This is a genomic window from Aeromonas sp. Marseille-Q7275, assembly GCF_965119515.1.
In genome coordinates this window covers 14,642-40,162 of the sequence record NZ_CBCPLW010000008.1, presented here as the reverse complement: position 1 = coordinate 40,162, position 25,521 = coordinate 14,642, and the positions used below count along the sequence as shown (strand labels likewise).

22 protein-coding genes and 1 tRNA gene are annotated in these 25,521 nt (G+C 61.7%); 9 read left to right on the top strand and 14 right to left on the bottom strand.

The genetic code is table 11. From position 1 onward, the window contains the following. Positions 1 to 215: 215 nt before the first annotated feature. A complete protein-coding gene (locus ACWPWQ_RS09355) occupies positions 216 to 671 on the bottom strand; it encodes a YchJ family protein (RefSeq protein ID WP_427253930.1) in 456 nt (151 codons plus the stop codon). A 130-nt stretch (positions 672 to 801) separates the two neighbouring features. Here ACWPWQ_RS09355 and ACWPWQ_RS09350 point away from each other — a divergent pair, with 130 nt between their 5' ends. From ACWPWQ_RS09350 to ACWPWQ_RS09335, 4 genes are all read left to right on the top strand, one after another. Next, positions 802 to 2,469 carry a methyl-accepting chemotaxis protein gene (locus tag ACWPWQ_RS09350; protein ID WP_454009622.1) on the top strand — a complete coding sequence of 556 codons (1,668 nt, stop codon included), beginning with the start codon at positions 802 to 804 and terminating at the stop codon, positions 2,467 to 2,469. A 104-nt stretch (positions 2,470 to 2,573) separates the two neighbouring features. Beyond that, positions 2,574 to 3,785: an ROK family protein gene (locus tag ACWPWQ_RS09345; protein WP_454009621.1), complete on the top strand. Its 1,212-nt coding sequence runs from the start codon at positions 2,574 to 2,576 to the stop codon at positions 3,783 to 3,785. Beyond that, positions 3,782 to 5,365: an ATP-binding protein gene (locus ACWPWQ_RS09340; protein ID WP_202045869.1), complete on the top strand. Its 1,584-nt coding sequence runs from the start codon at positions 3,782 to 3,784 to the stop codon at positions 5,363 to 5,365. Before ACWPWQ_RS09345 ends, ACWPWQ_RS09340 begins: the two co-directional genes overlap by 4 nt. Continuing rightward, positions 5,366 to 6,031, top strand: a complete 666-nt coding sequence (locus ACWPWQ_RS09335; RefSeq protein ID WP_202045868.1) for a response regulator — start codon at positions 5,366 to 5,368, stop codon at positions 6,029 to 6,031. 61 nt (positions 6,032 to 6,092) lie between these two features. Here ACWPWQ_RS09335 and ACWPWQ_RS09330 read toward each other — a convergent pair whose 3' ends face one another. The 5 genes from ACWPWQ_RS09330 to ACWPWQ_RS09310 all read right to left on the bottom strand — a co-directional run bounded on the left by ACWPWQ_RS09330 (position 6,093) and on the right by ACWPWQ_RS09310 (position 12,727). After that, on the bottom strand, positions 6,093 to 7,625 hold the full coding sequence (locus ACWPWQ_RS09330) for a tripartite tricarboxylate transporter permease (protein ID WP_139434283.1): 1,533 nt from the start codon (positions 7,623 to 7,625) through the stop codon (positions 6,093 to 6,095). Between the two features lie 9 nt (positions 7,626 to 7,634). After that, positions 7,635 to 8,096, bottom strand: a complete 462-nt coding sequence (locus ACWPWQ_RS09325; RefSeq protein ID WP_139434284.1) for a tripartite tricarboxylate transporter TctB family protein — start codon at positions 8,094 to 8,096, stop codon at positions 7,635 to 7,637. A gap of 42 nt (positions 8,097 to 8,138) precedes the next feature. Then, positions 8,139 to 9,104 (bottom strand): tripartite tricarboxylate transporter substrate binding protein, encoded by a 966-nt coding sequence (locus ACWPWQ_RS09320; protein ID WP_454009620.1) that lies wholly within the window; start codon positions 9,102 to 9,104, stop codon positions 8,139 to 8,141. 204 nt (positions 9,105 to 9,308) lie between these two features. Beyond that, complete coding sequence (locus tag ACWPWQ_RS09315) at positions 9,309 to 10,832, bottom strand: transglycosylase SLT domain-containing protein (RefSeq protein WP_454009619.1); 1,524 nt, start codon at positions 10,830 to 10,832, stop codon at positions 9,309 to 9,311. 209 nt (positions 10,833 to 11,041) lie between these two features. Next, positions 11,042 to 12,727: an aspartate:alanine antiporter gene (locus tag ACWPWQ_RS09310; RefSeq protein ID WP_139434287.1), complete on the bottom strand. Its 1,686-nt coding sequence runs from the start codon at positions 12,725 to 12,727 to the stop codon at positions 11,042 to 11,044. A 439-nt stretch (positions 12,728 to 13,166) separates the two neighbouring features. Here ACWPWQ_RS09310 and ACWPWQ_RS09305 point away from each other — a divergent pair, with 439 nt between their 5' ends. Continuing rightward, positions 13,167 to 13,361 (top strand): hypothetical protein, encoded by a 195-nt coding sequence (locus tag ACWPWQ_RS09305; protein ID WP_241672725.1) that lies wholly within the window; start codon positions 13,167 to 13,169, stop codon positions 13,359 to 13,361. 138 nt (positions 13,362 to 13,499) lie between these two features. Here ACWPWQ_RS09305 and ACWPWQ_RS09300 read toward each other — a convergent pair. Further along, positions 13,500 to 13,575, bottom strand: a tRNA-Asn gene (locus ACWPWQ_RS09300). Positions 13,576 to 13,707: 132 nt separating this feature from the next. Between ACWPWQ_RS09300 and uvrB the strand changes: the two genes are divergently transcribed. The 3 genes from uvrB to ACWPWQ_RS09285 all read left to right on the top strand — a co-directional run bounded on the left by uvrB (position 13,708) and on the right by ACWPWQ_RS09285 (position 16,705). Further along, entirely contained in the window at positions 13,708 to 15,720 is a 2,013-nt protein-coding gene (uvrB, locus tag ACWPWQ_RS09295) for an excinuclease ABC subunit UvrB (protein ID WP_454009618.1), read from the top strand. Further along, positions 15,717 to 15,974: a YkvA family protein gene (locus ACWPWQ_RS09290; RefSeq protein WP_454009617.1), complete on the top strand. Its 258-nt coding sequence runs from the start codon at positions 15,717 to 15,719 to the stop codon at positions 15,972 to 15,974. The genes uvrB and ACWPWQ_RS09290 overlap by 4 nt, the downstream gene beginning before the upstream one ends. Positions 15,975 to 16,054: 80 nt before the next feature. After that, entirely contained in the window at positions 16,055 to 16,705 is a 651-nt protein-coding gene (locus tag ACWPWQ_RS09285; protein ID WP_454009616.1) for a DedA family protein, read from the top strand. A 291-nt stretch (positions 16,706 to 16,996) separates the two neighbouring features. Here the strand turns inward: ACWPWQ_RS09285 and ACWPWQ_RS09280 are convergent, their stop codons facing one another. The 4 genes from ACWPWQ_RS09280 to nhaB all read right to left on the bottom strand — a co-directional run bounded on the left by ACWPWQ_RS09280 (position 16,997) and on the right by nhaB (position 19,569). Then, the gene (locus ACWPWQ_RS09280) at positions 16,997 to 17,176 is read right to left on the bottom strand and encodes a hypothetical protein (RefSeq protein ID WP_454009615.1); all 180 of its coding nucleotides are present in this window, start codon (positions 17,174 to 17,176) and stop codon (positions 16,997 to 16,999) included. Between the two features lie 15 nt (positions 17,177 to 17,191). Beyond that, entirely contained in the window at positions 17,192 to 17,362 is a 171-nt protein-coding gene (locus ACWPWQ_RS09275; protein WP_454009614.1) for a hypothetical protein, read from the bottom strand. Positions 17,363 to 17,386: 24 nt separating this feature from the next. Beyond that, the gene (gene dsbB, locus ACWPWQ_RS09270; protein WP_454009613.1) at positions 17,387 to 17,908 is read right to left on the bottom strand and encodes a disulfide bond formation protein DsbB; all 522 of its coding nucleotides are present in this window, start codon (positions 17,906 to 17,908) and stop codon (positions 17,387 to 17,389) included. Between the two features lie 86 nt (positions 17,909 to 17,994). After that, positions 17,995 to 19,569 (bottom strand): Na(+)/H(+) antiporter NhaB, encoded by a 1,575-nt coding sequence (gene nhaB, locus ACWPWQ_RS09265; protein WP_454009612.1) that lies wholly within the window; start codon positions 19,567 to 19,569, stop codon positions 17,995 to 17,997. 333 nt (positions 19,570 to 19,902) lie between these two features. On the opposite strand from nhaB, the gene fadR reads away from it, so the two are divergent. After that, positions 19,903 to 20,616 carry a fatty acid metabolism transcriptional regulator FadR gene (gene fadR, locus ACWPWQ_RS09260; protein WP_139434293.1) on the top strand — a complete coding sequence of 238 codons (714 nt, stop codon included), beginning with the start codon at positions 19,903 to 19,905 and terminating at the stop codon, positions 20,614 to 20,616. Between the two features lie 60 nt (positions 20,617 to 20,676). Here fadR and ACWPWQ_RS09255 read toward each other — a convergent pair whose 3' ends face one another. Genes ACWPWQ_RS09255 through ACWPWQ_RS09245 form a run of 3 tightly spaced genes read right to left on the bottom strand, consistent with a single transcriptional unit; the run spans position 20,677 to position 25,426 of the window. Then, positions 20,677 to 22,197, bottom strand: a complete 1,521-nt coding sequence (locus ACWPWQ_RS09255; protein ID WP_139434294.1) for a SpoVR family protein — start codon at positions 22,195 to 22,197, stop codon at positions 20,677 to 20,679. 10 nt (positions 22,198 to 22,207) lie between these two features. Continuing rightward, positions 22,208 to 23,479 (bottom strand): YeaH/YhbH family protein, encoded by a 1,272-nt coding sequence (locus ACWPWQ_RS09250; protein ID WP_202045859.1) that lies wholly within the window; start codon positions 23,477 to 23,479, stop codon positions 22,208 to 22,210. Between the two features lie 24 nt (positions 23,480 to 23,503). Further along, positions 23,504 to 25,426 (bottom strand): PrkA family serine protein kinase, encoded by a 1,923-nt coding sequence (locus ACWPWQ_RS09245; RefSeq protein ID WP_202045858.1) that lies wholly within the window; start codon positions 25,424 to 25,426, stop codon positions 23,504 to 23,506. Positions 25,427 to 25,521: the final 95 nt, after the last annotated feature.

The following is a 25,521-nucleotide window of genomic DNA, read 5'->3' as shown; positions in this document are numbered from 1 at the left end:
GTCTCATCTCTTCCAGATGAGGCCAGTGTGGCGCCTGTCTGGCTGAAAATGTTTGATATGGGCCAAATTAATGTTCGTAAACGCTCATTGTATGTGGGGTGATGAGCGAAATGTGATGAGGGTCACGTCACCGCCGAGGCGGGGCAGGGGGCTGCGCGAGAAGAGGAGGGGAAGGCCAGCCCGTGGGCTGGCCGGATGGCGGCGTGTAGGGAGGGTCAGCCGCAGCACTTCTTGAACTTCTTGCCGCTGCCACAGGGGCAGGGATCGTTGCGACCCGCTTTGGGCTGCGCCGGATCCTGCTCGCCGTCGGTGTAGACCCAGCGCCCCTGGTGGCGCACGAAGCGGGAGCGCTCGTGCAGACAGTGGCGCTCATCCCCCTCCCAAAACCAGGCCTTGAACTCCACCATGCCGAGGGTGTCATCGGGGCCGCCCTGGCTGGCGAGGATCTCGAGGCCATCCCAGCGGGTGTCGGTCGATGAGAGGTCGGCCGCGGTCAGCCCGTTCAGATAGTCCGGGTGCCAGCTGTGGACCAGGTACTCTCCCAAGCCCAGCACGAAGGCGCTGTAGCGGGAGCGCATCAGCTGCTCGGTGGTGGTGGCGGCCTGGCCGGCGTGAAGTGCGCCGCAGCATTGGGCGAGGGAAAGAGAGGAACCGCAAGGACATTGGCTCATGGGTCAGTTCATCGGGTCGATAATAGAAGGTGGCGGGATTGTAGCGAAGGCACTCCCCCTTCGGCCAGCACTCCATGGCTGAGCGAGCAGGAACGAAGCACCCACAATAAATGGCTAAAGGAAGTACAAGATGACGCTAAAGCAGAAAATTCTGTTGCTGGGGGCCATCCCCGTGCTGCTGATGGCCCTGGTGGTCAACCTCAGCAACTACCTGGTGGCCAGGAGCGACCTGGAGTCCGAGCTGGTGGTGGCGAGAGACAAGGCGGTCAAGGAGCGCAAGGCCCTGCTCAGCAGCTACCTGATGCTCGCCAAGACGGCCATCGAGAAAGAGTATGCCGCGCCGGACAGCCCGGAGGCCCGTGCCCGGGTGAAGGAGCTGCTGCGCCCCTTGCGTTATGGCAGTGACGGTTACTTCTTCGTCTACGACTTCCAGGGCAATACCCTGCTGCTGCCCACTCGCCCCGAGGTGGAGGGCAAGAACCGCTGGCAGGACAAGGATACCAAGGGCACCTTCCTCATTCAGGAGATCGTCAAGGCGGCCCGTGAGGGGGATGGCTACTCGGAGTACTGGACCAACAAGCCCTCCATCGGGCGGGATGCGCCCAAGCTCTCCTTCAACCTGGTGCTCGACAAGTACCAGTGGGTGGTGGGGACCGGTTTCTACATAGATGACATCGACACCGAGCTGGCGGCCCTGCGCAGCGAACGCGAGGAGAACATGCACGGCTCCTTGCAGAGCAGCGTGCTGCTCATTCTGGTGATCCTGGGGGTGACCCTGGCGGTAACAGTGGTGCTCGGCAACCGGGTCACCCGGCCGCTGGCGGATGCGGTCGCGGCCCTCAATGACATCGCCGACGGGGAGGGGGATCTGACCCGGCGCCTCAAGGTGCAGAGCGAGGACGAGGTGGGCCAGCTGGCCAGCGCCTTCAACCGCTTCGTGGAGCGGATCCAGTCGGTGGTGAGCCAGGTCGGGGAGACCAGCCATCAGCTGTTGGGGGCCGTGGATCGCCTGCACAGCTTAAGCGAGCATGCCGACCGGCAGATGCAAGGCCACGGCAAGGAGACGGATCAGGTGGTCACCGCGGTGACCGAGATGAGCTCCACCGCCCAGGAAGTGGCGGCCAGCGCCTCCAACGCGGCCACGGCCACCAGCGACGCGGCGCGGGAATCCGATGCGGCCCGCGAGGTGGTGGGCAGCGCCATCGGCAGCATCAACCGCCTGGTGGAGGAGGTGCACACCGCCTCCGGTGTCATCGAGCAGCTGGCCCAGGAGACCGGCAAGATAGGATCCGTGGTGGAGGTGATCCGCGGCATCGCCGATCAGACCAACCTGCTGGCGCTCAATGCCGCCATCGAGGCGGCCCGAGCCGGTGAGCAGGGGCGCGGCTTTGCGGTGGTGGCGGACGAGGTGCGATCGCTCGCCGGTCGCACCCAGCAGAGCACCAAGGAGATCAACGAAATGCTGCAGCGGCTGCAGGGCGGCGTGCGTCAGGCGGTGGAGGTGATGCAGGCCAGCGAATCGCGCAGCCAGGAGACGGTGCAGGAGGCGAGCCACATCGCCAGCTCCCTCGACAGCATGGTGACGGCGGTCAGCACCATCAACGACATGAACATCCAGATAGCGACCGCCGCCGAGGAGCAGCATGCGGTCTCCGAGGAGATCAACAAGAACCTGGTGGCCATACAGCAGATCGTCAGCGAGCTGACCGAGGCCGCCGGGGAGTCCAACACCACCACCCGGGCCCTGGCCGGCACGGGTGACAAATTGCGTCAACTCGTCTCCCGCTTCCGTTACTAGTCACATTTTTGCCGTCTGGACGTCATTTCCAGACGGCAAATTTGGGGATCGGCGCAGAATGTGGGAAAATCGCGTCATTCGTTCCTTTCGTTAGCCCCTACCCTATGAATGAGATCGTGAAAGGCAGTATCGATTTGATCCGTCAGCTCAACTACGGCCTGGTTTACGCCAGCCTGGAAGAGCACAAGGAACTGTCCCGTACCGATCTGTCCCGTTTGACCGGCCTCTCACCGGCCAGCATCACCAAGATCACCCGCGAACTGCTCGATGGCGGTCTGGTGGTCACCTGTGGCGAGAGCTCGGTGGGCCGTGGCCGTCGTCAGACCTTGCTGCGCATCAACGAACGCCGCTTCCAGTTTCTCTCCATGCGTCTTGGCCGCGGTTACGTGGACATGGCCCTGTTCGATCTCGCCGGCCACTCCCTGGCGCGTCATCGTCACCTGTTCAGCGAGTCGGAGCGCGACGATCTGCTGGCCAGCCTGGTGCGGGCCATCGAGGTTTTCCTGCCGAAGAAGGCCCTGCGGCTGGCCTGCATCGCCCTCTGCCTGCCCGGGCAGGTGGAGCGCCACTCCGGCATGGTCAAGCACTTCCCCTTCTATGATCTGCGCAACTGGCCGCTCGGGCCCAGCCTGCAAGAGGCCTTCGAGGTACCCGTGCTGGTGAGCGGCGACGTGCGCACCTGGATCCAGGCCGAGCGGGAGTGGGGCGCCGCCAAGAACTGCGCCGATGCGGTGCTGGTGTTCGTCCACAACGACATAGGGGTGGGCATGGTGGTCAACGGCCAGCTCATCGAGAGCGAGTCGGCCCTGCTCGGGGATCTCAGCCACCTGCAGCTCGAACCCTATGGTCAGCGCTGCTACTGCGGCGGCTTCGGTTGTGCCTGTACGCTGGTGACCAACCAGGCCCTGGAGGCCCAGTACCGGGACCTGCGCGAGCGGATGCAGGAGCACGATCTGCCGGCGAGCGTCAACATCCGCGAGCTGTGCGAGCTGGCGCTGGCGGGCAACAGCCTGTGTCAGGACATACTGCACCAGGCGGCGGGCCGGCTCTCCCGGGTGCTGGCCAACCTCATCTGCCTGCTCAACCCGGGCAAGCTGCTGCTGGGGGGGGAGATCACCCGGGCCGATCGGCTGCTGTTCCCCATGCTGCATCAGTCCCTGGCGAGCCAGCTGCCGGCGGAATACCTGGTGCGGCTGCAGATAGAGTCCACCCATTTTTACGAAGATCCCACCAAGCCCACCTCGGTGCAGGTGCACAAGGCCCTGCGGGATGGCAGCCTGCTGCTCGATCTGTTGCGAGGTGACAGGGAGGCATGAAGCTGGGGTTGCAAGGACGCATCCTGCTCATGCTCTGCCTGGTCAGCCTGCTGCAGCTGGTGCTGCTGAGCGGGGCCAGCTACTACTATGTCGCCGAGCAGCGCTACCGGGAGGTGGGGGATCAGGCCCTGGACGTGGCGCGGCTGGTGGCCCGTGAGCCCGGCGTCATCGCCGGGGTGAAGCGGGTCGATCGGGCGCGGCTCAACGTGCTGGTGGAGCGGATGCGGGCCGAGGTCGGTGCCAGCTACATCGTCATCGGCGATGAGGAGGCGCGCCGCCTGGTGCACCCCAATGCGGACCGGATAGGCAAACCCATGATGGGGGACGATCCTGCCCGTGCCCTGCAGGGGGAGTTCTACATCTCCCGCGCCCAGGGCTCCCTCGGGGTCTCGGTGCGCGGCAAGGGGCCCATCCGGGATGAGATGGGCAGGGTCATCGGCGTGGTCTCGGTCGGTTATCTGGTGCGGGACATAGAGGCGGACCTCCAGGGTTTCCTGCGTTTCGGCCTCGCCATGACCCTCCTCATAGTGCTGCTCAACAGCGCCGCCGCGGCCTGGCTGGCCAAGCGCTACAAGCGGGCCCTGCTGGGGTTTGAGCCCGAGCAGATAGGGCGCCTCTATGCGGAGCTCGACTGCACCCTGCGCACGGTGCGCGAGGGGATACTCACCATAGACGAGCAAGGGAGGCTCACCTCCCTCAATCCCAACGGCATCCGGCTGCTGCGCCTCGATGAGCGGGCCGCGCAGGCCGCCATAGGCCAGCCCGTCACCCGCTTGCTGCCCGGCAGCCGCATGCTCTCCCTCATCCAGGATCCCCGGCCCCAGTATGACGAGGAGATAGTGCTCAACGGCCAGTCCCTCATCGTCAACCGGCTGCCCCTGGTGCAGGAGGGCAGACTGATTGGCGCCGTCTCGAGCTTTCGGCGCAAGGACGAGCTGGCCGAGCTCAGTGCCCAGCTCTCCCAGGTGCAGGCCTACAGCGATCTGCTGCGGGTGCAGACCCACGAACACAACAACCAGCTCGGCACCATAGCCGGTCTCATCGAGCTGGGTGCCACCCGGGAGGCGCTCGCCTTCATCGGCCGGGAGGCGGCCACCGAGCAGACCCTGCTGAGCTTTTTGATGGGGGCCATCGCCAAGCCCAAGGTGGCGGGTCTGCTGCTTGGCAAGTACCACAGGGCCCACGAGCTGGGACTGGTGCTGGAGGTGGACCCGGATTCCCGCCTGCACGACATCCCCGCCCGGGTCAGCGGCTCCCAGCTGGTGACCCTGCTTGGCAACCTCATCGACAACGCCTTCGAGGCGACCCGCCGCCATGGCGCCCCCTATCAGCCGATCCGGGTCTCTTTGAGCGATCTTGGCCAGGATCTCATCCTGGAGGTGGAGGACGGGGCCGGTGGGGTGGATCCCGCCCTGGCGGACACCCTGTTCGAGCGCGGGGTGAGCAGCAAGGCGGAGCCCGGCCACGGCATAGGCCTCGCCCTGGTGCGCAGGACCCTGGATGCCCTGCAGGGGACCATCACCATCGAAGCCACGGCGCAGGGAAGTTGCGTCGTCTGTTACATTCCCAAGGAGGTGTGAGTGATCAAGATCCTGATCGTCGAGGATGATCCGGCCATTGCCGAGATCCACCGTCGCTTCGTGCAGCGGCTGGCGGGGTTCGAGGTGTTGGGGGTGGCGCTCACCCTGTTCGATGCGAGAGAGCAGATAGCCATCCTCAAGCCGGATCTGGTGTTGCTGGACGTGTGGCTGCCGGACGGGGAGGGCTTCTCCCTGCTACGGGAGCTGCGCCAGTGCGGGGCCCACCTCGACGTCATCCTGCTCACCGCCGCCCGTGAAGCCGCAGCCCTGCAGGAGGCGATGCGCCTCGGGGTGGTGGATTTCATCTTGAAGCCCGTGGTGTTCGAGCGACTGCGCGACACCCTTGATAAATATTGCCAGAGCCGCGCCGCCCTGGCCGCCCTGGCGGACATCGATCAGCAGGCGGTGGATGCGCTCTTTGGCACCCCGCTGCAACAGGTGGCGGCGGGCGGCCTGCCCAAGGGAATAGACGCCCTCACCCTGCAAAGGGTGCTGGCGGCTCTCGATCAGCAGGGGGCCAGCGCCGAGGAGATAGGCAACCGGGTCGGGGTGAGCCGCACCACGGCGCGCCGCTACCTGGAGTTTCTGGTGGGTCAGCAGCTTGCGAGCCCCGAGCTCGAATACGGCACCGTCGGGCGGCCGGAGCGGCGCTATCGCCAGCGGTGAGTGGCCGGTTCCAACCCAAAAAAAAGAGCGCCTGTTGGCGCTCTTTTTGTGATGACTGGGATCAGGTCGGGTCGGATTGCAGGGTCGCCACCGGCGTGCGACGGGCCTGCCACCACTGCCAGAGCGGCAGCAACAGCATCACCAGGGTGACCAGGGTGAAGCCCAGGGTGATGGGGCGCTCCCACAGGAAGCTCAGGGAGCCGTCGTTGATCACCAGGGCCCGGCGCAGGTTGTCCTCCAGCATGCCCCCCAGGATGAAGCCGAGCAGCATGGGGGCCATGGGGAAGTCCAGCAGGCGCAGGCCGATGGCCACCAGGGCCACCAGCACCATCACATAGATGTCCATGGTGTTGAAGGAGACCAGATAGACCCCGATGAGCGAGAACAGCAGCACCATGGGAATGAGCACGGGGCGCGGCACCTGCAGTACCTTGGCCAGGTAGGGAATGAGCGGCAGGTTGAGGATCAAGAGCACCACGTTGCCCAGATACATGGAGATGATCACCGACCAGAACACGTCCGGGTGCTCCATGAAGAGGCGCGGGCCAGGCTGGATACCGTAGGCGATGAGGGCCCCCAGCATCAGGGCCGTGGTGCCGGAGCCCGGGATCCCCAGGGTCAGCAGCGGCACGAAGGCCCCGCTGGAGGCGGCGTTGTTGGCCGCTTCCGGCGCGGCTATGCCGGTCAGGCTGCCCTTGCCAAACTCGTCCCGCTTGCCCTTGCGGGCGAAGTTGCGCTCGGCGCCATAGGCCATGAAGGAGGCGATGGTGGCGCCGGCCCCCGGCAGCACGCCGATGAGGAACCCCAGCACAGAGGAGCGGGCGATGGGGGGCGCTATCTCCTTGACCTCGTCCCGGCTGAGTTTGAGGGAGCCTAGCTGCTGCAGCTTGCTCGCCTCCTCCTTGCTGGTATCCTTGCCCGGGCGCAGCACCGTCATCAGGATCTCCGCCAGGGCGAAGGTGGCCATGGCCAGCAGCAGGAAGGAGAAGCCATCCCGCAGATCCGGCAGGCCGAAGGTGAATCTGTCCACCCCGACGCTGCGGTCGATGCCGACGGTGGAGATCATGATGCCAAACAGCGCCATGATCAGCGCCTTGAGCACCTGGCCCTTGCCGGCAAAGGCCGCCACCGCGGAGAGCCCGAGCACCATGAGGGCGAAGTAGTCCGCCGACTGGAAGGCGAGGGAGACCTTGGCGAGCAGGGGCGCCGCCACCATCAGGAAGATGGCCGACAGGGTGCCGCCGACGAAGGAGGCGTAGGCGGCGATGGCCAGCGCCTTGCCTGCGAACCCCTTGCAGGCCAGCGGATAGCCGTCGATGGCGGTGATCATGCTGGCGGAACAGCCCGGGGTGTTGATCAGGATGGAGGCGGTGGAGCCGCCAAACATGGAGCCGTAATAGACCCCGGCCATCAGTATGATGCCGGAGGCCGGATCCAGCCCGTAGGTGATGGGGATCATCAGGGCGATGGCGGTGACGGGCCCGAGGCCCGGCAACATGCCGATGAAGGTGCCGACGAAGCAGCCGACCACCACCATGAAGAGGTTGATGGGCATCATGGCGGTGCCGAGCCCTTGCAGGATTCCGTCTAACATGGGTTCTCCTTATCCCAGCAACTGGGTGAACAGCCGACCCGGCTCGAGATAGACATTGAGCCCCTTGGTCAGCAGGGCCCAGAAAATGAGGGTGAAGGGGATGCTCACCTTGCAGGCGAAGGCGAGGCTCTGCTCGCCCATCAGCAGGATGCCGCCGATGAGGAACAGGATGGTGGCGATGAGGAAGCCGAGCCAGCCGAGGGCCAGGCCATAGACCAGCATCAGCCCCAGCAGGGCGAACACCAGCCGCCAGTTGCCGGACTCCTTGCCCAGTCGCTCTCCTCCCGGGGAACAGATCAGGATCAGGGAGAGCAGGACCCCGACACCCGCCAGGGCATAGGGCAGGGTGCTGGCGGTAAAGGGTTCATATTCGTCCCCCGGGTAACCGGGGATCTGGGTGGCGTGATAGCCATAGGCGAGGGAGAGCAGCAAAAACAGCAGCCCCCCGAACCTTTCCTTGGTCAGTCGCATGATGACTCCGATGGGCGGGCCTGGCCCGCCACGGGCTGAGGGTTACTTGATGAAGCCGAGCTCACGCATCAGGCCGCCAATTTGCTGCTCCTGGCTGTTGAGGAAGGCAGTGAACTCGGGGCCGGCCTGATACTGGTTGATCCAGCTGTTGCGCGCGCGCACCACTTCCCACTCCGGCTTGTCGTACATCTGCTTGAGCAGGGCGGCGAACTCGGCGGACTGCTCGGGGCTGACGTCGGGAGAGGCGAAGTAGCCGCGCCAGTTGGCAAAGACGGTGGGGTTGCCCTGTTCGCTGAAGGTGGGCACCTCGCTCGCATCCGGCATCCGCTCGGGGGCGGTGACGCCGAGGATCCGCATCTGGCTGGACTTGACCGCCTCCATCGCCTCGCCAAAGCCGGTGGAGAGCACCTGGGTTTCCCCCGCCAGTACCGCCGCCATGGCGCTGCCACCGGCGTCATAGGCCACGTAGCGCAGCTTGCCGGCATCGGCCCCCGCATTCTTGAAGGTCATGGCGGCCACCAGGTGATCCAGGCTGCCGCGGGCGGAGCCGCCGGCAATCTTCACCTTGGCGGGATTGGCTTCATAGGCGGCCAGCAACTGGGCCCAGTTCTGATAGGGGGAGTCCAGGGGGACCGCCAGCGCCTGATAGTCGGCGATGATGGCGGCGACCGGGGTGAGATCCCGGAAGGATTGCGGCAGCTCCTTGGAGAGGGACTTGACGATGATGGGGGTGGAGTTGATCAGCAGCGTCTTGTCGGACTGGGCCGAGGTCTCGATCAGGTGGGCGATGGCCTTGGCGCCGCCGCCGGCCGAGATGTTCTGGTAGGAGGCGGTGGTGATGAGGCCGGACTTGGTCAAGGCCTCGCCGGTGCCACGGGCCGTGTTGTCCCAGCCGCCGCCGGCGCCGCCCGGGATCAGGAAGTGGACTTCGTCTATCTTGGCCTGGACGCCGAGGCTGGCCCCCAGCAGGCAGCAAAGCAGGGTGTGCTTGAAGGTTCCTTGCAACATGGTGTTCTCCTTGTGATTGTTGCAAAGAGGTTAATTAATCGTGTCTGATTGGAAAACAATCTGGCCGTAATGGCTATTAAGGCTGTTCTGCCCATTCTGTTCATTCTGGTCATGGGGAGAAGGGCTCTTTTTGCCTAAGAAGAGGCGGGGCTCGCCTCTGCTGAAGAGGGAGCCCCGCCTGCAACTGGCATTGGTCCTGGCTGCCTATGATTTCTCTGCCGCCGAGACTTTCTCGCCCATCTTCTCCTGCTGCTTGAGGGTGTCGGTGGCCTGCTCCTTGAGCTGCAACTGCTCCATCACCAGCTTGTACGCGATGTAGTACTTGTAGATGTTGCCCACATAGGTCACGGTCTCCGGGCCTATCTTCTCGGCCGCCACGTACTCGACGTTGTGGAACCAGACATTGGGATCCAGCCCCCGCTTCTTGGCCTCGGCCCGCAGCCGCGCCACCCGGGCGGGACCGGCGTTGTAGGAGGCAAACGAGAACAGGGCCTTGTCGAGGGCCGTCATGGGCTCGTCGGCGTAGTAGTGATCTATCATCCAGCGCATGTATTTGACGCCGCCGTGGATGTTGGGCTCGAGCTGGCGTATGTCCCCCACCTTGAGCCCTTTCCCGGTGGCGGGCATGATCTGCATGATGCCGATGGCGCCGACATGGCTGCGCGCCTTGTGGTTGAGGGCCGACTCCTGATAGCCCTGGGCCGCGATCAGCAGCCAGTCCACGTCGTATTTGTTGCCGTATTCACGAAACAGCTCCACCACCTGCAGAAACTTCTTGCGCTCGGCCTCGGCGGCCGCACTCTTGATGAACTTGTTCTGCTTGAGGTAGCGGGCCAGGATGGCCTCGCCGGTGGCCTTGCCCCGCAGCGCCTTGATCTGCTCGTTGAGCATGGCGAGCAGCTGGGTGCTCTCCTTGCGTACCGCCCAGGCGATGATGCCGCCGTCGCGGAACACGGGCTCTTCGTGGATCCGGATAGCCGGGAAGATCTTCTGCCAGAAGCGGGCCTTGTGCTCATCCATGACGATGAAGGGGAGCAGGCCCGCATTGACCATCTCCACCAGATCTTCATCCTCCAGCACCTCGGAGGCGGGCTGGATGTCGATGAGGGGTTCCCCCGCCTCCTTGCGTGCCTGGTTGTAGGCCATCAGGCTCTCGAAGTAGCTGGAGGAGGGCCTGACATAGATGCTCTTGCCCCCGAGATCGGCGGCGCTCTCCACCTTGGGGGAGTCCGGCCCCGAGATGAGCAGCTCGCGCACGTTCTCGATGAGGGGGGCGCTGAACTCTACCCCCTGCTGCCTGCGCTTGTCCGTGATGGTGAGGTTGGCGGCGGCGATGTCCCCCTTGCCGTCGATGAGGGCCTTCAGCAGGTTTTCCCGGGCGACCGGAATGAAGACGAAGTTCAGCTTGAGGTGGCGCTTGATGGCCTTGTCCTTGCGCAGCTGCTCGTTGAGCCGCTTTTCAACCTGCATGAAGGCGTCGTAGGTGACCCCCCGTTGCACCCCCTTGTGGATGAAGTAGCCGGTCTTGTTGTAGGTGGTCAGCACCCTGATGGTGCGCCGTTCCATCATGGCGTCGAGGTCCCCCAACATGGGTTTGGCGAGATCCTCGCTGGCGAAGCTGAGGGCGCTGCGCGCCTCTTCTTCGACTGCCGCCTTGTCCGCTTCGGCGCTCCAGGCCAGTGGCAGGGAACCCAGCACCCAAACAAGGAAAATCCATAAGCGTTTCATGACGATCACCTCACTCGTTTTACTGAGTGTAAGTGCCGCGCAGGGGGGGCTTTAGCTCTTTGAGTTTCATCGCCGCCAGCCAATAGCACGATTCCAGCTATCTGGCCTGCTGCCCCTCTCTGGTCGTTGAAAGCCCTCAGCCCCGACAACAAAAGAGGGAGCCCATGGGCTCCCTCTTTGCGGATAGTGTCGGGTCAAGGGGATCTGGGCTAGAACCAGAAACCGATGATGAAGGAGCCCGCCAGGGTCAGCATCACGTTGGCCACCGCATAGGTGCCGGCGTAGCCGAGCGCCGGGATCGAGCTGTTGGCGGCCTCGTTGACCACGTCCATGGCCGGGGCGCAGGTACGGGCCCCCGTGATGGCTCCGAGCAGCAGGGCGGGGTTCATCTTCAGCACCCAGACCCCGAATAGATAGCCCACCAGCACCGGCAAGGTGGTCACCAGCATGCCGGAGAAGAGCACCACTACCCCCACCTCGCTGAGGTGATCCAGGATGCCGCCCCCCGCTTTCAGACCCGTGCTCACCATGAAGACGGCGAGGCCGAGATCCTTGGCAAGGCGCAAGGCGCCGGGCGGCACATAACCGACCGTCGGGTGGTTGGCCCTCAGGTAACCCATCAGAATGCCCGCCAGCAGCAGGCCGACGGCGTTGCCGAGGCCGAACTCTATCTGGCCGAACACCAGGGAGACGGAGCCTATCAGTAGGCCCAGTACGAAGAAGGTGGTGAAGGCCACCAGATCCGTGGTCTGGCTGTGGATGCTGATGAAGCCGATCTTGTTGGCCAGCAGCTTGACCCGCTGCTTCTCGCCGCTGATCTGCAGCACGTCGCCTTTTTGCAGCATGATGTTGCGATCGAACGGCATCTCGATCTGGGAGCGCACCACCCGGTTGAGGAAGCAGCCCTTCTCGGTCAGGTTGAGCTCCACCAGATGGCGGCCTACCACGGCGTCGTTCTTCACCACTATCTCTTCGGTGACGATCTGCAGGTCGAGCAGGTTGCGGTCAAACACCTCCTTGCCGTTGCGGTAGTTGACGTCCAGCTTCTCGTGGCTCTCGGGATAGCCCACCAGGGCGATCTCGTCCCCCTCCTGGATCACCGCGTCTCCATCCGGGCTCGCCAGTATGCCGTTGCGGCGGATCCGCTCCACATAGCAGCCGGTGTGGGGGTAGATGCCGGTTTCGCGCAGGGTGCGGCCACCTATCCAGGCGGCGAGCTCAGGACCGACTCTGTAGGCGCGGATGATGGGCAGGTAGGTCTTGCGGCTCTCGCTGTCGGAGAGCCCCCGCTCGCGGGCGATCTTCTGGGCCTCGGTATTGAGGTCGAGTCGTGCCAGGGAGGGGAGGTAGCGCACCACCAGCATCAGACCCACCAGACCCACCAGGTAGGTCAGGGCGTAGCCGATGCCCATGTTGTCGAGCACGGGCTGCATGTCGGTGCCGTGGGGCAGGTTGAGCAGACCGCTGCGCAGGGCATCCTGGGCCCCCACCAGCGCCGGGGTCGAGGTGAGCGACCCCGCCAGTATCCCCGCCGCCATGCCGGGCCCCAGGTTGAAGAACTTGGCCAGTCCCACCGTCAGCAGCAAGGCGGTCAGCAGGATCACCAGGGTCAGGGTGATGTAGTGGATGCCGTCGCGCAGGAAGACGCTGAAGAAGTGCGGGCCCGCCTCTATCCCCACACAGAAAATGAACAGCATGAAGCCGACGTTCTCGGTGGAGGTGGAGAACTGGAACCCCATCTGGCCAAACAGCAGGGCGGTGAACAGCACCCCTATGGTGTTGCCAATCTGGAAGTTGCCGATGCGCACCTTGCCCAGCAGCAGGCCGAAGGCCAGCACCACGAACAGCAGCAGGGAGTCGCTTTGATGTAGCAGTGTCACGAAATCTATGGTCATGCCCGGAAAAACCGAGGAAAAAAGTGGGGCCGATATTGTGCCGGATCCCTCATCAAGAAAGAAGCGCGAAAGCGGATTAACGGCCAGTTAAGTGCTGGTCTCCCCGGGGAGGGGAGGGATGCGCGGGCAACTTGGGGAAAATACCTCTATTTTCCGCTGCCGTTCTCGCTGTCAATGAGTGATTTCTGCTGTCGACCAGGGAAGGGGTGACAGCCCTGTGGACAATTTATTACCTGCTGCGCAGGGGGCGATTGAGCATGGTTTTCAGCATTTTTGACTGGCGGGAAGCGAGGGATGCAAAGGAACCCTTTTTGTCGTTCGGTGGAGGCTGACCCATGGCACGGGGCATGGCGAAAAAAAAGTGGCAGGAAGAGGAGGGCTCGCCCCCGTCCGACCCATTTAGGGGGGAGGGCAAAAACAGGAGAAAATGGGGGGCGAGATGTTTCGCCTCGCCAAAGCGGAGACAATCGCTGCCAACCTAGGCCTGCATTGGGTTTGGCACACTTACCCACAGAAACTGTGGATAACCCTGTTCATGAAACTTGGCGATCAGCCTGCAAGCCGCGCCAATACTGGGGTGCAAGGACTGTTCAAAAAATACCGGCAAAAAAATGTTTCTATAAAAATCAAATAGTTATACGCAGCAGAACAAAACGCTGCTGGCCAGGAACCGGGGATCAAATGGGGAGTGTGCCGCGAGGGACGGCTTGTGCATTAAAATTGGCAGAGGAAAGCACTAAAGTGGATAACTTGCACCGAGATGGTGAGGAATTGGCTCCCCCGACTGGACTTGAACCAGTGACATACGGATTAACAGTCCGCCGTTCTACCGACTGAACTACGGGGGAACATCAGGCAAGGAGGAGCATCATACAGAGGTCGCATTTCGGGGTCAATAGCCGTCAGGGGGCGAGAGCGGATACCCAGGCCCGTCAACTCGGGGTACACTGCTCTCTTGCCGTTTTTTGTCGGGAGTCGTCATGAATAAGCCTTTCAAGCTGGCCAGCCAGTTTAAACCCGCGGGGGATCAGCCTGCGGCCATCGCCCGCCTGCTCGATGGCATCGAGTCCGGCCTCGCCCACCAGACCCTGCTCGGGGTGACCGGGTCGGGCAAGACCTTCACCATGGCCAACGTCATCGCCACCCTGAACCGCCCGACCATGATACTGGCTCCCAACAAGACCCTGGCCGCCCAGCTCTATGGGGAGATGAAGGAGTTTTTCCCCGAGAACTCGGTGGAGTACTTCGTCTCCTATTACGACTACTACCAGCCGGAAGCCTATGTGCCGACCACGGACACCTTTATAGAGAAGGATGCCTCCATCAACGATCACATCGAGCAGATGCGGCTGTCGGCCACCAAGGCGCTGCTGGAGCGGCGAGACGTGGTGATCGTCGCCTCGGTATCGGCCATTTATGGTCTGGGGGACCCCCAGGCCTACCTCAGCATGATGCTGCACCTGAAGGTGGGGGATGTGATCAACCAGCGGGACATTCTGCGCCGCCTCGCCGAGCTGCAATACACCCGCAACGACATGGCCTTCCAGCGCGGCACCTTCCGGGTGCGGGGGGAGGTGATCGACATCTACCCTGCCGAATCGGACAAGCTGGCCTTGCGGGTGGAGCTGTTTGACGAGGAGGTGGAGCGCCTCTCCCAGTTCGATCCCTTGACCGGCGCCATCGAGCAGACTGTAGTGCGCTACACCATCTACCCCAAGACCCACTATGCCACGCCGAGGGAGACCATCCTCGGGGCCATCGATCACATCAAGGAAGAGCTCAAGGGACGCCGCGAGCAGTTGCTCTCCCTCAACAAGCTGGTGGAGGAGCAGCGCATCAGCCAGCGCACCCAGTTCGACATCGAGATGATGCAGGAGCTGGGGTACTGCTCCGGTATCGAGAACTACAGCCGCTATCTGTCGGGGCGGGCCCCCGGCGAGCCGCCGCCCACCCTGTTTGACTACCTGCCGGGGGATGGCCTGCTCATCATCGACGAGTCCCACGTCACTGTGCCGCAGATAGGCGCCATGTTCAAAGGGGACAGATCCCGCAAGGAGACCCTGGTGGAGTACGGCTTCCGGCTCCCCTCGGCGCTGGACAACAGGCCGCTGAAGTTTGACGAGTTCGAGGCCCTGATGCCCCAGACTGTGTTCGTCTCGGCGACCCCTGGCCCCTACGAGCTGGAGAAGTCCGGCGGCGACGTGGTGCAGCAGGTGGTGCGCCCCACCGGCCTGCTCGATCCTGTCATCGAGGTGCGCCCCGTCACCACCCAGGTGGACGATCTGCTCTCCGAGATCCGGCTGCGGGTGGCGGTGGAGGAGCGGGTGCTGGTCACCACCCTGACCAAGCGGATGGCGGAGGACTTGACCGAATATCTGGCGGATCACGATGTGCGGGTGCGCTACCTGCATTCGGACATAGACACAGTGGAGCGGGTGGAGATCATCCGCGATCTGCGGCTCGGCAAGTTCGACGTGTTGGTGGGCATCAACCTGCTGCGGGAAGGGCTCGACATGCCGGAGGTGTCGCTGGTGGCCATCCTGGATGCGGACAAGGAGGGCTTCCTGCGCTCCACTCGCTCCCTCATCCAGACCATAGGCCGCGCCGCCCGCAACCTCAACGGCAAGGTCATTCTCTACGGCGACACCATCACCAACTCCATGAAGGTGGCCATCGAGGAGACAGAGCGGCGCCGTGCCCTGCAGCACGCCCACAACCTTGAGCACGGCATCACGCCAACAGGCCTCAACAAGTCGGTGGGGGACGTGATGGACATGGGGGGTAGCCGCACCGCCGGCAAACCGGGCAGGGGCAGTCGCAAGGCGGCCGAGCCGCAAGGGGAGTACCATGTTCGCTCCGCCAGCGAGATCGCCAAAGAGATCAAGCGGATGGAGGAGCAGATGTTCCAGCATGCCCGGGATCTGGAGTTCGAGCAGGCCGCCGCCATGCGGGATCAGATCCAGCGGCTGCGCGGCGAGTTGATCGAGTCATGAGCGGAAAGAGCTGGCTGATCTGGCGGCGCCTGCGTCGCCTCTATGTCGGTTTTCGCCACCCGGACACCCCCTGGTGGGCCAAGGGGTTGGTGATCCTCATCCTCGTATATGGCATCAGTCCGGTGGATCTCATCCCGGATCTGGTGCCCTTCGTTGGCTGGCTCGACGACGTCAGTCTGCTGCTGTTGCTGCTCTGGGGGTGGGAGTCCTGCCTGCCCGCAACGGTCAGGAAGGGGCTGGATACCCTGGAATGAGGGGAGAGGCGATGCCGCAGATTGTCGGGCGCAAGGCATTGGCGTAGACTCCACGCCGTTCACTTCATGGGTATGAAAAAATGGATCTGATCCTGTTTGCAATCGACTTTATTCTGCACGTTGACGTGCACCTGAAAGAGCTGTTCGAGCACTATGGCATCTGGGTTTACGCCATCCTGTTCCTCATCATCTTCTGTGAGACCGGCCTGGTGGTGACCCCCTTCCTGCCCGGCGACTCCCTGCTGTTTGCCGCAGGCGCCCTCACAGTGGGCAGCGTGCTGGACGTGCACACCCTGGCGGGGGTGTTGATCATCGCCGCCGTGCTCGGCAACGTGGTGAACTACACCATAGGCCACTTCTTCGGGGATCAGCTGTTTCGCAATCCCGATTCGAAGATCTTTCGCCGCGACTATCTGGTCAAGACCCACGCCTTCTATGCCAAGCATGGCGGCAAGACCATCATCATCACCCGTTTCCTGCCCATAGTGCGCACCTTTGCCCCCTTCGTGGCGGGCATGGGAGCCATGACCTACCCGCGCTTCCTGGCGTTCAACCTGATTGGCGGCTTGCTATGGGTGCTGTCGTTCGTCTATGCGGGACACTTCTTCGGCAACCTGCCGGTGGTGCGCCACAACTTCACCCTGCTCATCTTCGGCATCATCGGCATCTCGCTGCTGCCCATGGTCGTCGGCATGGTGAAGGCCAGGATGAGCACCGCCAAGGCGAGTTGAGTGCGTGCCTGTGCAACCATGCACAGATAATGCAGAAAATAAAAAGGGAGCCGATGGCTCCCTTTTTGTATGTGTCATAGATGGCGGCGTCAGCTTCAGTTGCAGCAGCGACCCTTGACCAGGTTGCCGATGGCAACCACCGCAAACACCAGCAGCTAGGCGGCGAAGATGGCCACCAGCCAGATGACAGGGGCATGGAGAAATGGGATCGGCTTGGGTGGCTGACACCGCTGATTGAAAAGGGAGCCGATGGCTCCCTATTTGTATGCGTCATTTATGGCGGCGTCAGCTTCAGTTGCAGCAGCGGCCCTTGACCAGGTTGCCGATGGCGACCACCGCAAACACCAGCAGGTAGGCGGCGAAGATGGCCACCAGCCAGATGACAGGGGCATGGAGAAACGGGATCGGCTTGGGTGACTGGCCCCGCTGATGGAAAAGGGAGCCGATGGCTCCCTTTTGTATGGGGCGCATATGGCGGTGTCAGCGTCAGTTGCAGCAGCGGCCCTTGATCAGGTTGCCGATGGCGACCACCGCAAACACCAGCAGGTAGGCGGCGAAGCTGGCCATCAGCCAGATGACAGGGGCATGGAGAAACGGGAGCGGCTTGGGTGACTGACACCGTTGATTGAAAAGGGAGCCGATGGCTCCCTTTTGCATGCGTCGTATATGGCGGCGTCAGCGTCAGTTGCAGCAGCGGCCCTTGACCAGGTTACCGATGGCGACCACCGCAAACACCAGCAGGTAGGCGGCGAAGATGGCGATCAACCACTGCGGCATGGAGAAACTCAGGAACTGCCAGCTGATCTCGCTGCAATCGCCGTCCGGGAAGAAGAGCCAGGGCACCCACTGATCGAGGGGAGCCCAGCTTGGGAAGTCGACGAAGCCTTCGCACACATTGAAGGGGGAGGGGTTCACCTGGTAATCCACATGCTTGAGTGCCAGCTTCAGGCCCCAGAAGGCGCTGTAGCCCCACAGCAGCATGGCACTCCAGCGGAGATACCACTTTTCTGGCGCCACCATGCCGAGCAGGCCGGCAGCAAACACCCCGAGGATGGCGATCCGCTCATAGATGCACATCACACAAGGGTGCAGACCCAGCACATGCTGGAAGAAGAGGGCGCACAGCTCGAAGCAGAGAGCCGACGCGGCCAGCAGGCCCCAGGCCAGACGATGGCTGGCAATACGGCGAAGAAACTCGATCATCTGATTGATCTCACAGAGAAAAATAATGGCTGAATTAGAGCAGAGCCTCATTTAAAAAGAAAGGGGCCTCATGGCCCCTCGCGTCATCAGTGGGCCGCGGGTGCCAGGGTTGGCACGGCGCCCCCCTGTGTCAGCCAGCCGGCCTGGTAGAACCATTCGGTGGCAGGGGCGAGCAGTTGTTCCACCGCAAAGAACCCCACCAGCCCCAGCACCAGGGTGTAAGGCAGAGCCATCCACACCATGCGGCCATAGGAGAGGCGCAGCAGCGGCGCCAGCGCCGAGGTGAGCATGAACAGGAAGGCCGCCTGGCCATTGGGGGTGGCCACCGACGGCAAATTGGTCCCCGTGTTGATGGCCACCGCCAACAGATCGAAATGCTCGCGGCTGATGGCGCCATTGAGCAGGGCGGTCTTTACCTCGTTGATGTAGACGGTGCCGACGAAGACGTTGTCGCTCACCATGGAGAGCAAGCCATTGGCCAGATAGAAGAGGGCGAGCTGATCCTCGGGTTTGGCAGCCAGTACCCACTGGATCACCGGCTTGAACAGCTGTTGATCGATGATCACCGCGACCACGCTGAAGAAGACGGTGAGCAGGGCGGTGAAGGGCAGCGCCTCATGGAAGGCCTTGCCGAGGGCATGTTCCTCGGTGACGCCGGTGAAGGAGGTTGCGAGCACTATGACGGTCAGGCCGATCAGGCCCACCGCCGCCAGATGCAGGGCCAGACCCGTGATGAGCCAGAGGGCGATAGCCGCCTGGACCAGCAGCTTGGCCTTGTCTTGCGGGCTGCGCCCGGCATCTTCGTCGCGCTCATAGGCTTCCATGATATGGCGCACAGGCTCTGGCAACTTGGTGCCATAACCGAACCAGCGGCACTTCTCCACCAGGATGCAGGTGAGCAGACCGCAGAGGAAGACGGGGATGGTGACCGGGGCCATGCGAATGGCAAATTCACCGAAATGCCAGCCCGCCTGCTCACCAATGATGAGGTTCTGTGGCTCGCCGACCAGGGTGCACACGCCCCCCAGGGCAGTGCCGATGGCGGCATGCATCATCAGGCTGCGCAAAAAGGCACGGAACTCGTTCAGGTGCTGGCGAGACAACTCGTCGATGTCCTCGTCATCCTGATGCTGACCCTCAAACTCGTCGCGGGAGGCCACCTTGTGATAGATGGCGTAGAAACCGGTGGCGACGCTGATGACCACGGCGATCACCGTCAGGGCGTCGAGGAAGGCGGACAAGAAGGCCGACACCAGGCAGAAGGCGAGGGAGAGCAGGGTCTTGGAATGGATGCGGACCAGCATCTTGGTGAAGACGTAGAGCAGCAACTGCTTCATGAAATAGATGCCGGCCACCATGAAGACCAGCAGCAGCAACACTTCGATGTTGGCCACCAGTTCATGCTTGATCTGGTTCGCCGAAGTCATGCCGATGAGCACGGCTTCGATGGCCAGCAGGCCGCCCGGTTGCAGCGGGTAGCACTTGAGCGCCATGGCCAGGGTGAAGATGAACTCGACGACCAGCAGCCAGCCAGCCAGGAAGGGATCAATGTGGAAGACGATCGGATTGATCAGCAGGAATAGAACGATGGCAATTTTGTACCACCGAGGGGCATTACCCAAAAAATTCTTTGCAAAAGCGCGCCCTAGGCTGATTGGCATAATGATGGTTCTCTGTTCTGTTGTTGGTATCTGCGTCTATGCAGTCGAGCCCGACTCGACCCGAACATCCGGATATTCACCTTTATCAAATTGATTGCACATGATTTTAATCAAGGGAGCGCTAACTATAAATAACGCCGCCGTACTTGCCCAGCGGCGAGGCGTCGATATCACCATCATTTGGTGTTGCTTGGCTCCGGCCATATGGCTGTATACATATTTTTAACAAAAAGATCGGGTTAATGTGAGCAGAGGACTGACCTTCTGCTTGCCAGCATGACCGGCTTTGCTATTATTCGTGAGCCTTTTTACGCACTACAACAGAGTCACCACATGGTCATAAAAGCGCAAAGCCCTGCCGGGTTTGCCGAGGAATACATCATCGAGTCCATCTGGAACAATCGCTTTCCTCCAGGATCCATTCTGCCGGCGGAGCGCGAACTGTCCGAGCTGATTGGCGTGACTCGCACTACCTTGCGCGAAGTGCTGCAGCGCCTTGCCCGCGATGGCTGGCTCACCATCCAGCATGGCAAACCGACCAAGGTCAACAATTTCTGGGAAACCTCGGGTCTCAACATCCTGGAGACCCTGGCACGGCTCGATCAGGACAAGGTGCCGGATCTGGTGGCCCAACTGCTATCGGCGCGCACCAACATCTGCACCATCTTCATCCGTGGTGCCATTCGCAACAACCCGGAGCAAGCCGCCGAGATCCTGCGCGGGGCCGATGAGGTCGAGAACACGGCTGAGGCCTATGCCGAGTTCGATTACCGCCTGCACCACCAGCTCTCCTTTGCTTCCGGCAATCCGATCTACGCCTTGATCCTCAACGGGTTCAAGGGATTGTACAGCCGGGTCGGCCGCTATTACTTCTCCGACAAGCAGGCGCGCGAGACGGCGGATGCCTACTACAAGACGCTGCTGGGCTTGGCCGAGACCAAGAATCACGAGGCCGTGTTCATGACGGTGCGCCAGTATGGTATAGAGTCAGGCAAATTGTGGACCCGTCTGCGCCAGGACATGCCGAGCAACCTGTGCGATAACTGATGTGTGTCACAACGAAAAACGCGCCTGATGGCGCGTTTTTTTATGCTCCTTGCCTGCCCATCAGGTCAGGCTCTTGCGATCCGGGCAGCGCCCTATGATGTCTGCGGTGAGCTCGCCGTTATCCTGCTCCAGCACCACATCGAATCCCCACAGCTGGTGCAGATGCTTGAGCACCTCGTGCCGCGACTCGCCGAGGGGGATCCTGTTGTGGGGGACATAACGCAGGGTGAGGGAGCGATCTCCCTTCACCGCCACGTTGTAGACCTGAATGTTGGGCTCCAGATTGCTCAGGTTGTATTGGGCTGACAGGGTGTTGCGCACCAGCCGGTAACCCTCCTCGTTGTGGATGGCGGAGACCTTGAGGTAGTTCTTCAGATCGTCGTCATCGATGGCAAACAGCTTCATGTCGCGCATCACCTTGGGGCTCAGGAACTGGCTGATAAAGCTCTCGTCCTTGAAGTTCTGCATGGCGAAGTGCAGGGTGTCGACCCAGTTGGTGCCAGCGTAATCGGGGAACCAGTATCTGTCCTCCTCTGTGGGGTGCTCGCAGATGCGGCGCAGGTCGGTGAACATGGCAAAACCGAGGGCATAGGGGTTGATGCCCGAGTAGTAGCGGCTGTTGTAGGGGGGCTGGTACACCACGTTGGTGTGGCTGTGCAGCACTTCTATCATGAAGCGATCGCTGATCTTCCCCTCGTCATACAGGTGATTGAGGATGGTGTAGTGCCAGAAGGTGGCCCAGCCCTCGTTCATCACCTGGGTCTGTTTCTGCGGGTAGAAGTACTGGCTGATCTTGCGCACTATGCGCACCACTTCCCGCTGCCAGGGCTCCAGCAATGGGGCGTTCTTCTCGATGAAGTAGAGGATGTTCTCCTGAGGCTCGGGCGGATAGCGCCTGTCCTCGATACCGGCGGCCTTGTGCTGCTTGGGCAGGGTGCGCCACAGCTCGTTGACCTGGGTCTGCAGGTAATCTTCCCGCGCCTTCTGGCGCCGCTTCTCCTCTGCCAGGGAGATCTTCTGGGGCCGCTTGTAGCGATCCACCCCGAAGTTCATCAGGGCGTGGCAGGAGTCGAGCAGCCGTTCTACGGCATCTATGCCGTGTTTTTCCTCGCATTCGGTGATGTAGTTCTTGGCAAACAGCAGGTAGTCGATGATGGAGGAGGCATCGGTCCAGGCCTTGAACAGGTAGTTGTTCTTGAAGAAAGAGTTGTGGCCATAGCAGGCGTGCGCCATCACCAGGGCCTGCATCGGCATGGTGTTCTCTTCCATCAGGTAGGCGATGCAAGGGTCGGAGTTGATGACGATCTCATAGGCCAAGCCCATCTGGCCGCGCTTGTAGTTGCGCTCGGTGTGGATGAAGCGCTTGCCGAATGACCAGTGTTGGTAGCCGATGGGCATGCCGACGCTGGAGTAGGCATCCATCATCTGCTCGGCGGTGATCACCTCGATCTGGTTGGGATAGGTATCCAGCCGATAAAACTTGGCAACCCGGGCAATCTCCTGGTGATAGGTCTCCAGCAGATCGAAGTTCCAGTCAGGCCCATCGTCCAGCGGTGCTATTTTTCTTGCGGTTTCTACCATATGTGATCCCTCAAGCCGCTTGCTTCTTGAACAACTCCCGGAACACCGGATAGATGTCCTCTACCTTGCGAATGTGCTCCATCGCGAAGTGGGGGTACTGCTCGGCCACCGACTCGTACTCGTGCCACAGGGTCTGATGAGCGCGGGTGGTGATCTCGATGTAGGAGTAGTAGCGCACCCGCGGCATGATGTCGCGCATCAGTATCTCCCGGCACTGGGGCGAGTCATCCGCCCAGTTGTCGCCATCGGACGCCTGTGCCGCATAGATGTTCCACTGGTTGGCAGGGTAGCGCTCGTTGATGATGTCATTCATCATCTTGAGGGCGCTGGAGACTATGGTGCCGCCGGTCTCCTGGGAGTAGAAGAACTCGTGTTCGTCCACTTCCTTGGCCTGGGTATGGTGGCGAATGTAGACCACCTCCACGTTCTTGTAGGTTCGGCTCAGGAACAGATAGAGCAGGATGTAGAAACGCTTGGCCATCTCCTTGGTGGCTTGATCCATGGAGCCGGAGACATCCATCAGGCAGAACATCACCGCCTGGCTGGAGGGCACGGGCCGTTTGACGAAGTTGTTGAACTTGAGATCGAAGGTGTCGATGAAGGGCACCGCCTCGATCCGCCGTTTCAGCTCCCTGATCTCCTTTTCGAGCTGTGCCATCTCGGCAAAATGTTCGTTGGGATCGACGGCCAGCAGGGCCAGCCGCTCCTCCAGTTCACGCAGCTGGCGCTTCTTGCCCGCCTGCAGCGCCATGCGACGCGCCAGCGAATTTTGCAGCGAGCGCACCACGTTGATGTTGGCGGGCACCCCGTTGGAGGTGTAGCCCGCGCGGTATGTTTTCATCTCCATCAGCTGGTTGAGCTGGGTCTTCTGCAGCCGTGGCAGCTCCAGATCCTCAAACAGCAGGTCCAGGTACTCGTCTTTCGAGATCTGGAACACGAAGTCGTCAGCTCCCTCACCCTGATCCGAGGCCTGGCCTTCGCCCCCGCCCTGACCGCTGCCCCCTCCCTTGGGGCGGTCAATCTTGTCACCGGAGACGAACTGATCGTTGCCCGGGTGCACCATCTCCCGTTTACCGCCTTGGCCTTGATGGAAATGGGGCTCACCGATGTCCTTGGTCGGGATGCTGATGCTCTCGCCCTTGTCCACGTCCTGAATGCTGCGCTTGGAGACAGCATCCGAGACCGCTTGTTTGATCTGCTTCTTGTAGCGGCGGATGAAGCGCTGCCGATTGACAGCGCTTTTGTTTTTGCCGTTGAGCCTGCGGTCGATAAAATGCGCCATAACTCCCCCTTGAACACGGCAGGGTCAGGATGACTTGCGTACCCTGAGATACCATTCGGAGAGCAGGCGTACCTGTTTGCGGGTGTAGCCCTTCTCCATCATCCGTTCGACAAAGTTATCGTGCTTCTTCTGCTCCTCGGCCGAGGTTTTGCTGTTGAAGGAGATAACCGGCAGCAGCTCTTCCGTGTTGGAGAACATCTTCTTCTCGATCACGGTGCGCAGCTTCTCGTAACTGGTCCAGTTGGGGTTACGGCCTGCGTTGTTGGCCCGTGCACGCAGCACGAAGTTGACGATCTCGTTGCGAAAATCTTTCGGGTTGCTGATCCCGGCCGGTTTTTCGATCTTCTCCAGCTCGCTGTTCAGCGATGCCCGATCAAACAGCTGGCCGGTCTCGGGGTCACGGTACTCCTGATCCTGGATCCAGAAGTCGGCATAGGTGACATAGCGATCGAAGATGTTCTGCCCGTACTCTGAATACGACTCGAGATAGGCGGTCTGGATCTCCTTGCCGATAAATTCCACGTAGCGCGGGGTCAGATAGCCCTTGATGAACTCGAGGTAGCGATCGTGCAGCTCCTGCGGGAACTGCTCGCGCTCTATCTGTTGCTCCAGTACATAGAAGAGGTGGACAGGGTTGGCCGCCACTTCCGCATGGTCGAAGTTGAAGACACGGGAGAGGATCTTGAACGCAAAGCGGGTGGAGAGGCCGTTCATGCCCTCGTCGACGCCGGCGTAGTCGCGATACTCCTGATAGCTCTTCGCCTTGGGATCAGTGTCTTTTAGGCTCTCGCCGTCATAGACCCGCATCTTGGAGTAGAGGCTGGAGTTTTCCGGCTCCTTGAGCCGTGACAATACGGAAAACTGGCCCAGCAGCTCCAGGGTACCCGGGGCGCACTTGGCCTCGGTCAGCTCGCTGTTGAACAGCAGTTTCTCGTAGATCTTCACCTCTTCCGAGACGCGCAGGCAGTAGGGCACCTTGACGATGTACACCCGGTCGAGGAAGGCCTCGTTGTTCTTGTTGTTGCGGAACTGCTGCCACTCGGATTCGTTGGAGTGGGCCAGCAGGATGCCGTCGAAGGGGAGGGCGGAGAGCCCCTCGGTGCCGTTGTAGTTGCCTTCCTGGGTCGCGGTCAGCAAGGGGTGCAGTACCTTGATGGGCGCCTTGAACATCTCCACGAATTCCATCATCCCCTGGTTCGCCTTGCACAGCGCCCCTGAGTAGGAGTAGGCATCGGCATCATCCTGGGCATAGTGCTCCAGCATGCGGATATCGACCTTGCCCACCAGGGAGGAGATGTCCTGGTTGTTGTCGTCCCCCGGCTCGGTCTTGGCGATGGCTATCTGATCCAGGATGGAGGGGTTGACCTTCTCCACCTTGAACTTGGTGATGTCGCCGCCAAATTCGTGCAGCCGCTTGGCGACCCAGGGAGACATGATGGGCCTCAGGTAGCGGCGCGGTATGCCGTACTCTTTTTCCAGGATCTCGCCGTCCTCTTCGATGTCGAACAGGCAGAAGGGGTGGTCATTGACCGGCGATCCCTTGATGCGATAGATGGGCACTTTTTGCATCAGGGACTTGAGTTTCTCGGCCAGCGAGGATTTGCCGCCGCCGACGGGGCCGAGCAGGTAGAGGATCTGTTTCTTCTCTTCCAGTCCCTGGGCGGAGTGCTTGAGGTAGGAGACGATCTGCTCGATGGCCTCTTCCATGCCATAGAAGTCTTTGAAAGCGGGATAGCGTGCGACGACGCGGTTGGAAAAGAGGCGGCTGAGGCGCGGATTGACGGAAGTGTCGATCATTTCCGGTTCGCCGATGGCAGCCAGCAGTCGTTCGGCGGCGGAGGCGTAGCAGGATTTGTCCTGTTTGCACATATCCAGAAACTCCTGGATGCTGTACTCCTCCTCTCTGGCCTTCTCATACCGCTGTTGATAGTGCTCGAAGATGCCCATAACTTAGCCCTCGTTATAGTCGCTTACCCTGAAAAAGAGTGGATCACTACTTTTGTTCTGTTTACCTCTTAAGCCTAGTCAACAGCCCCCAGTAA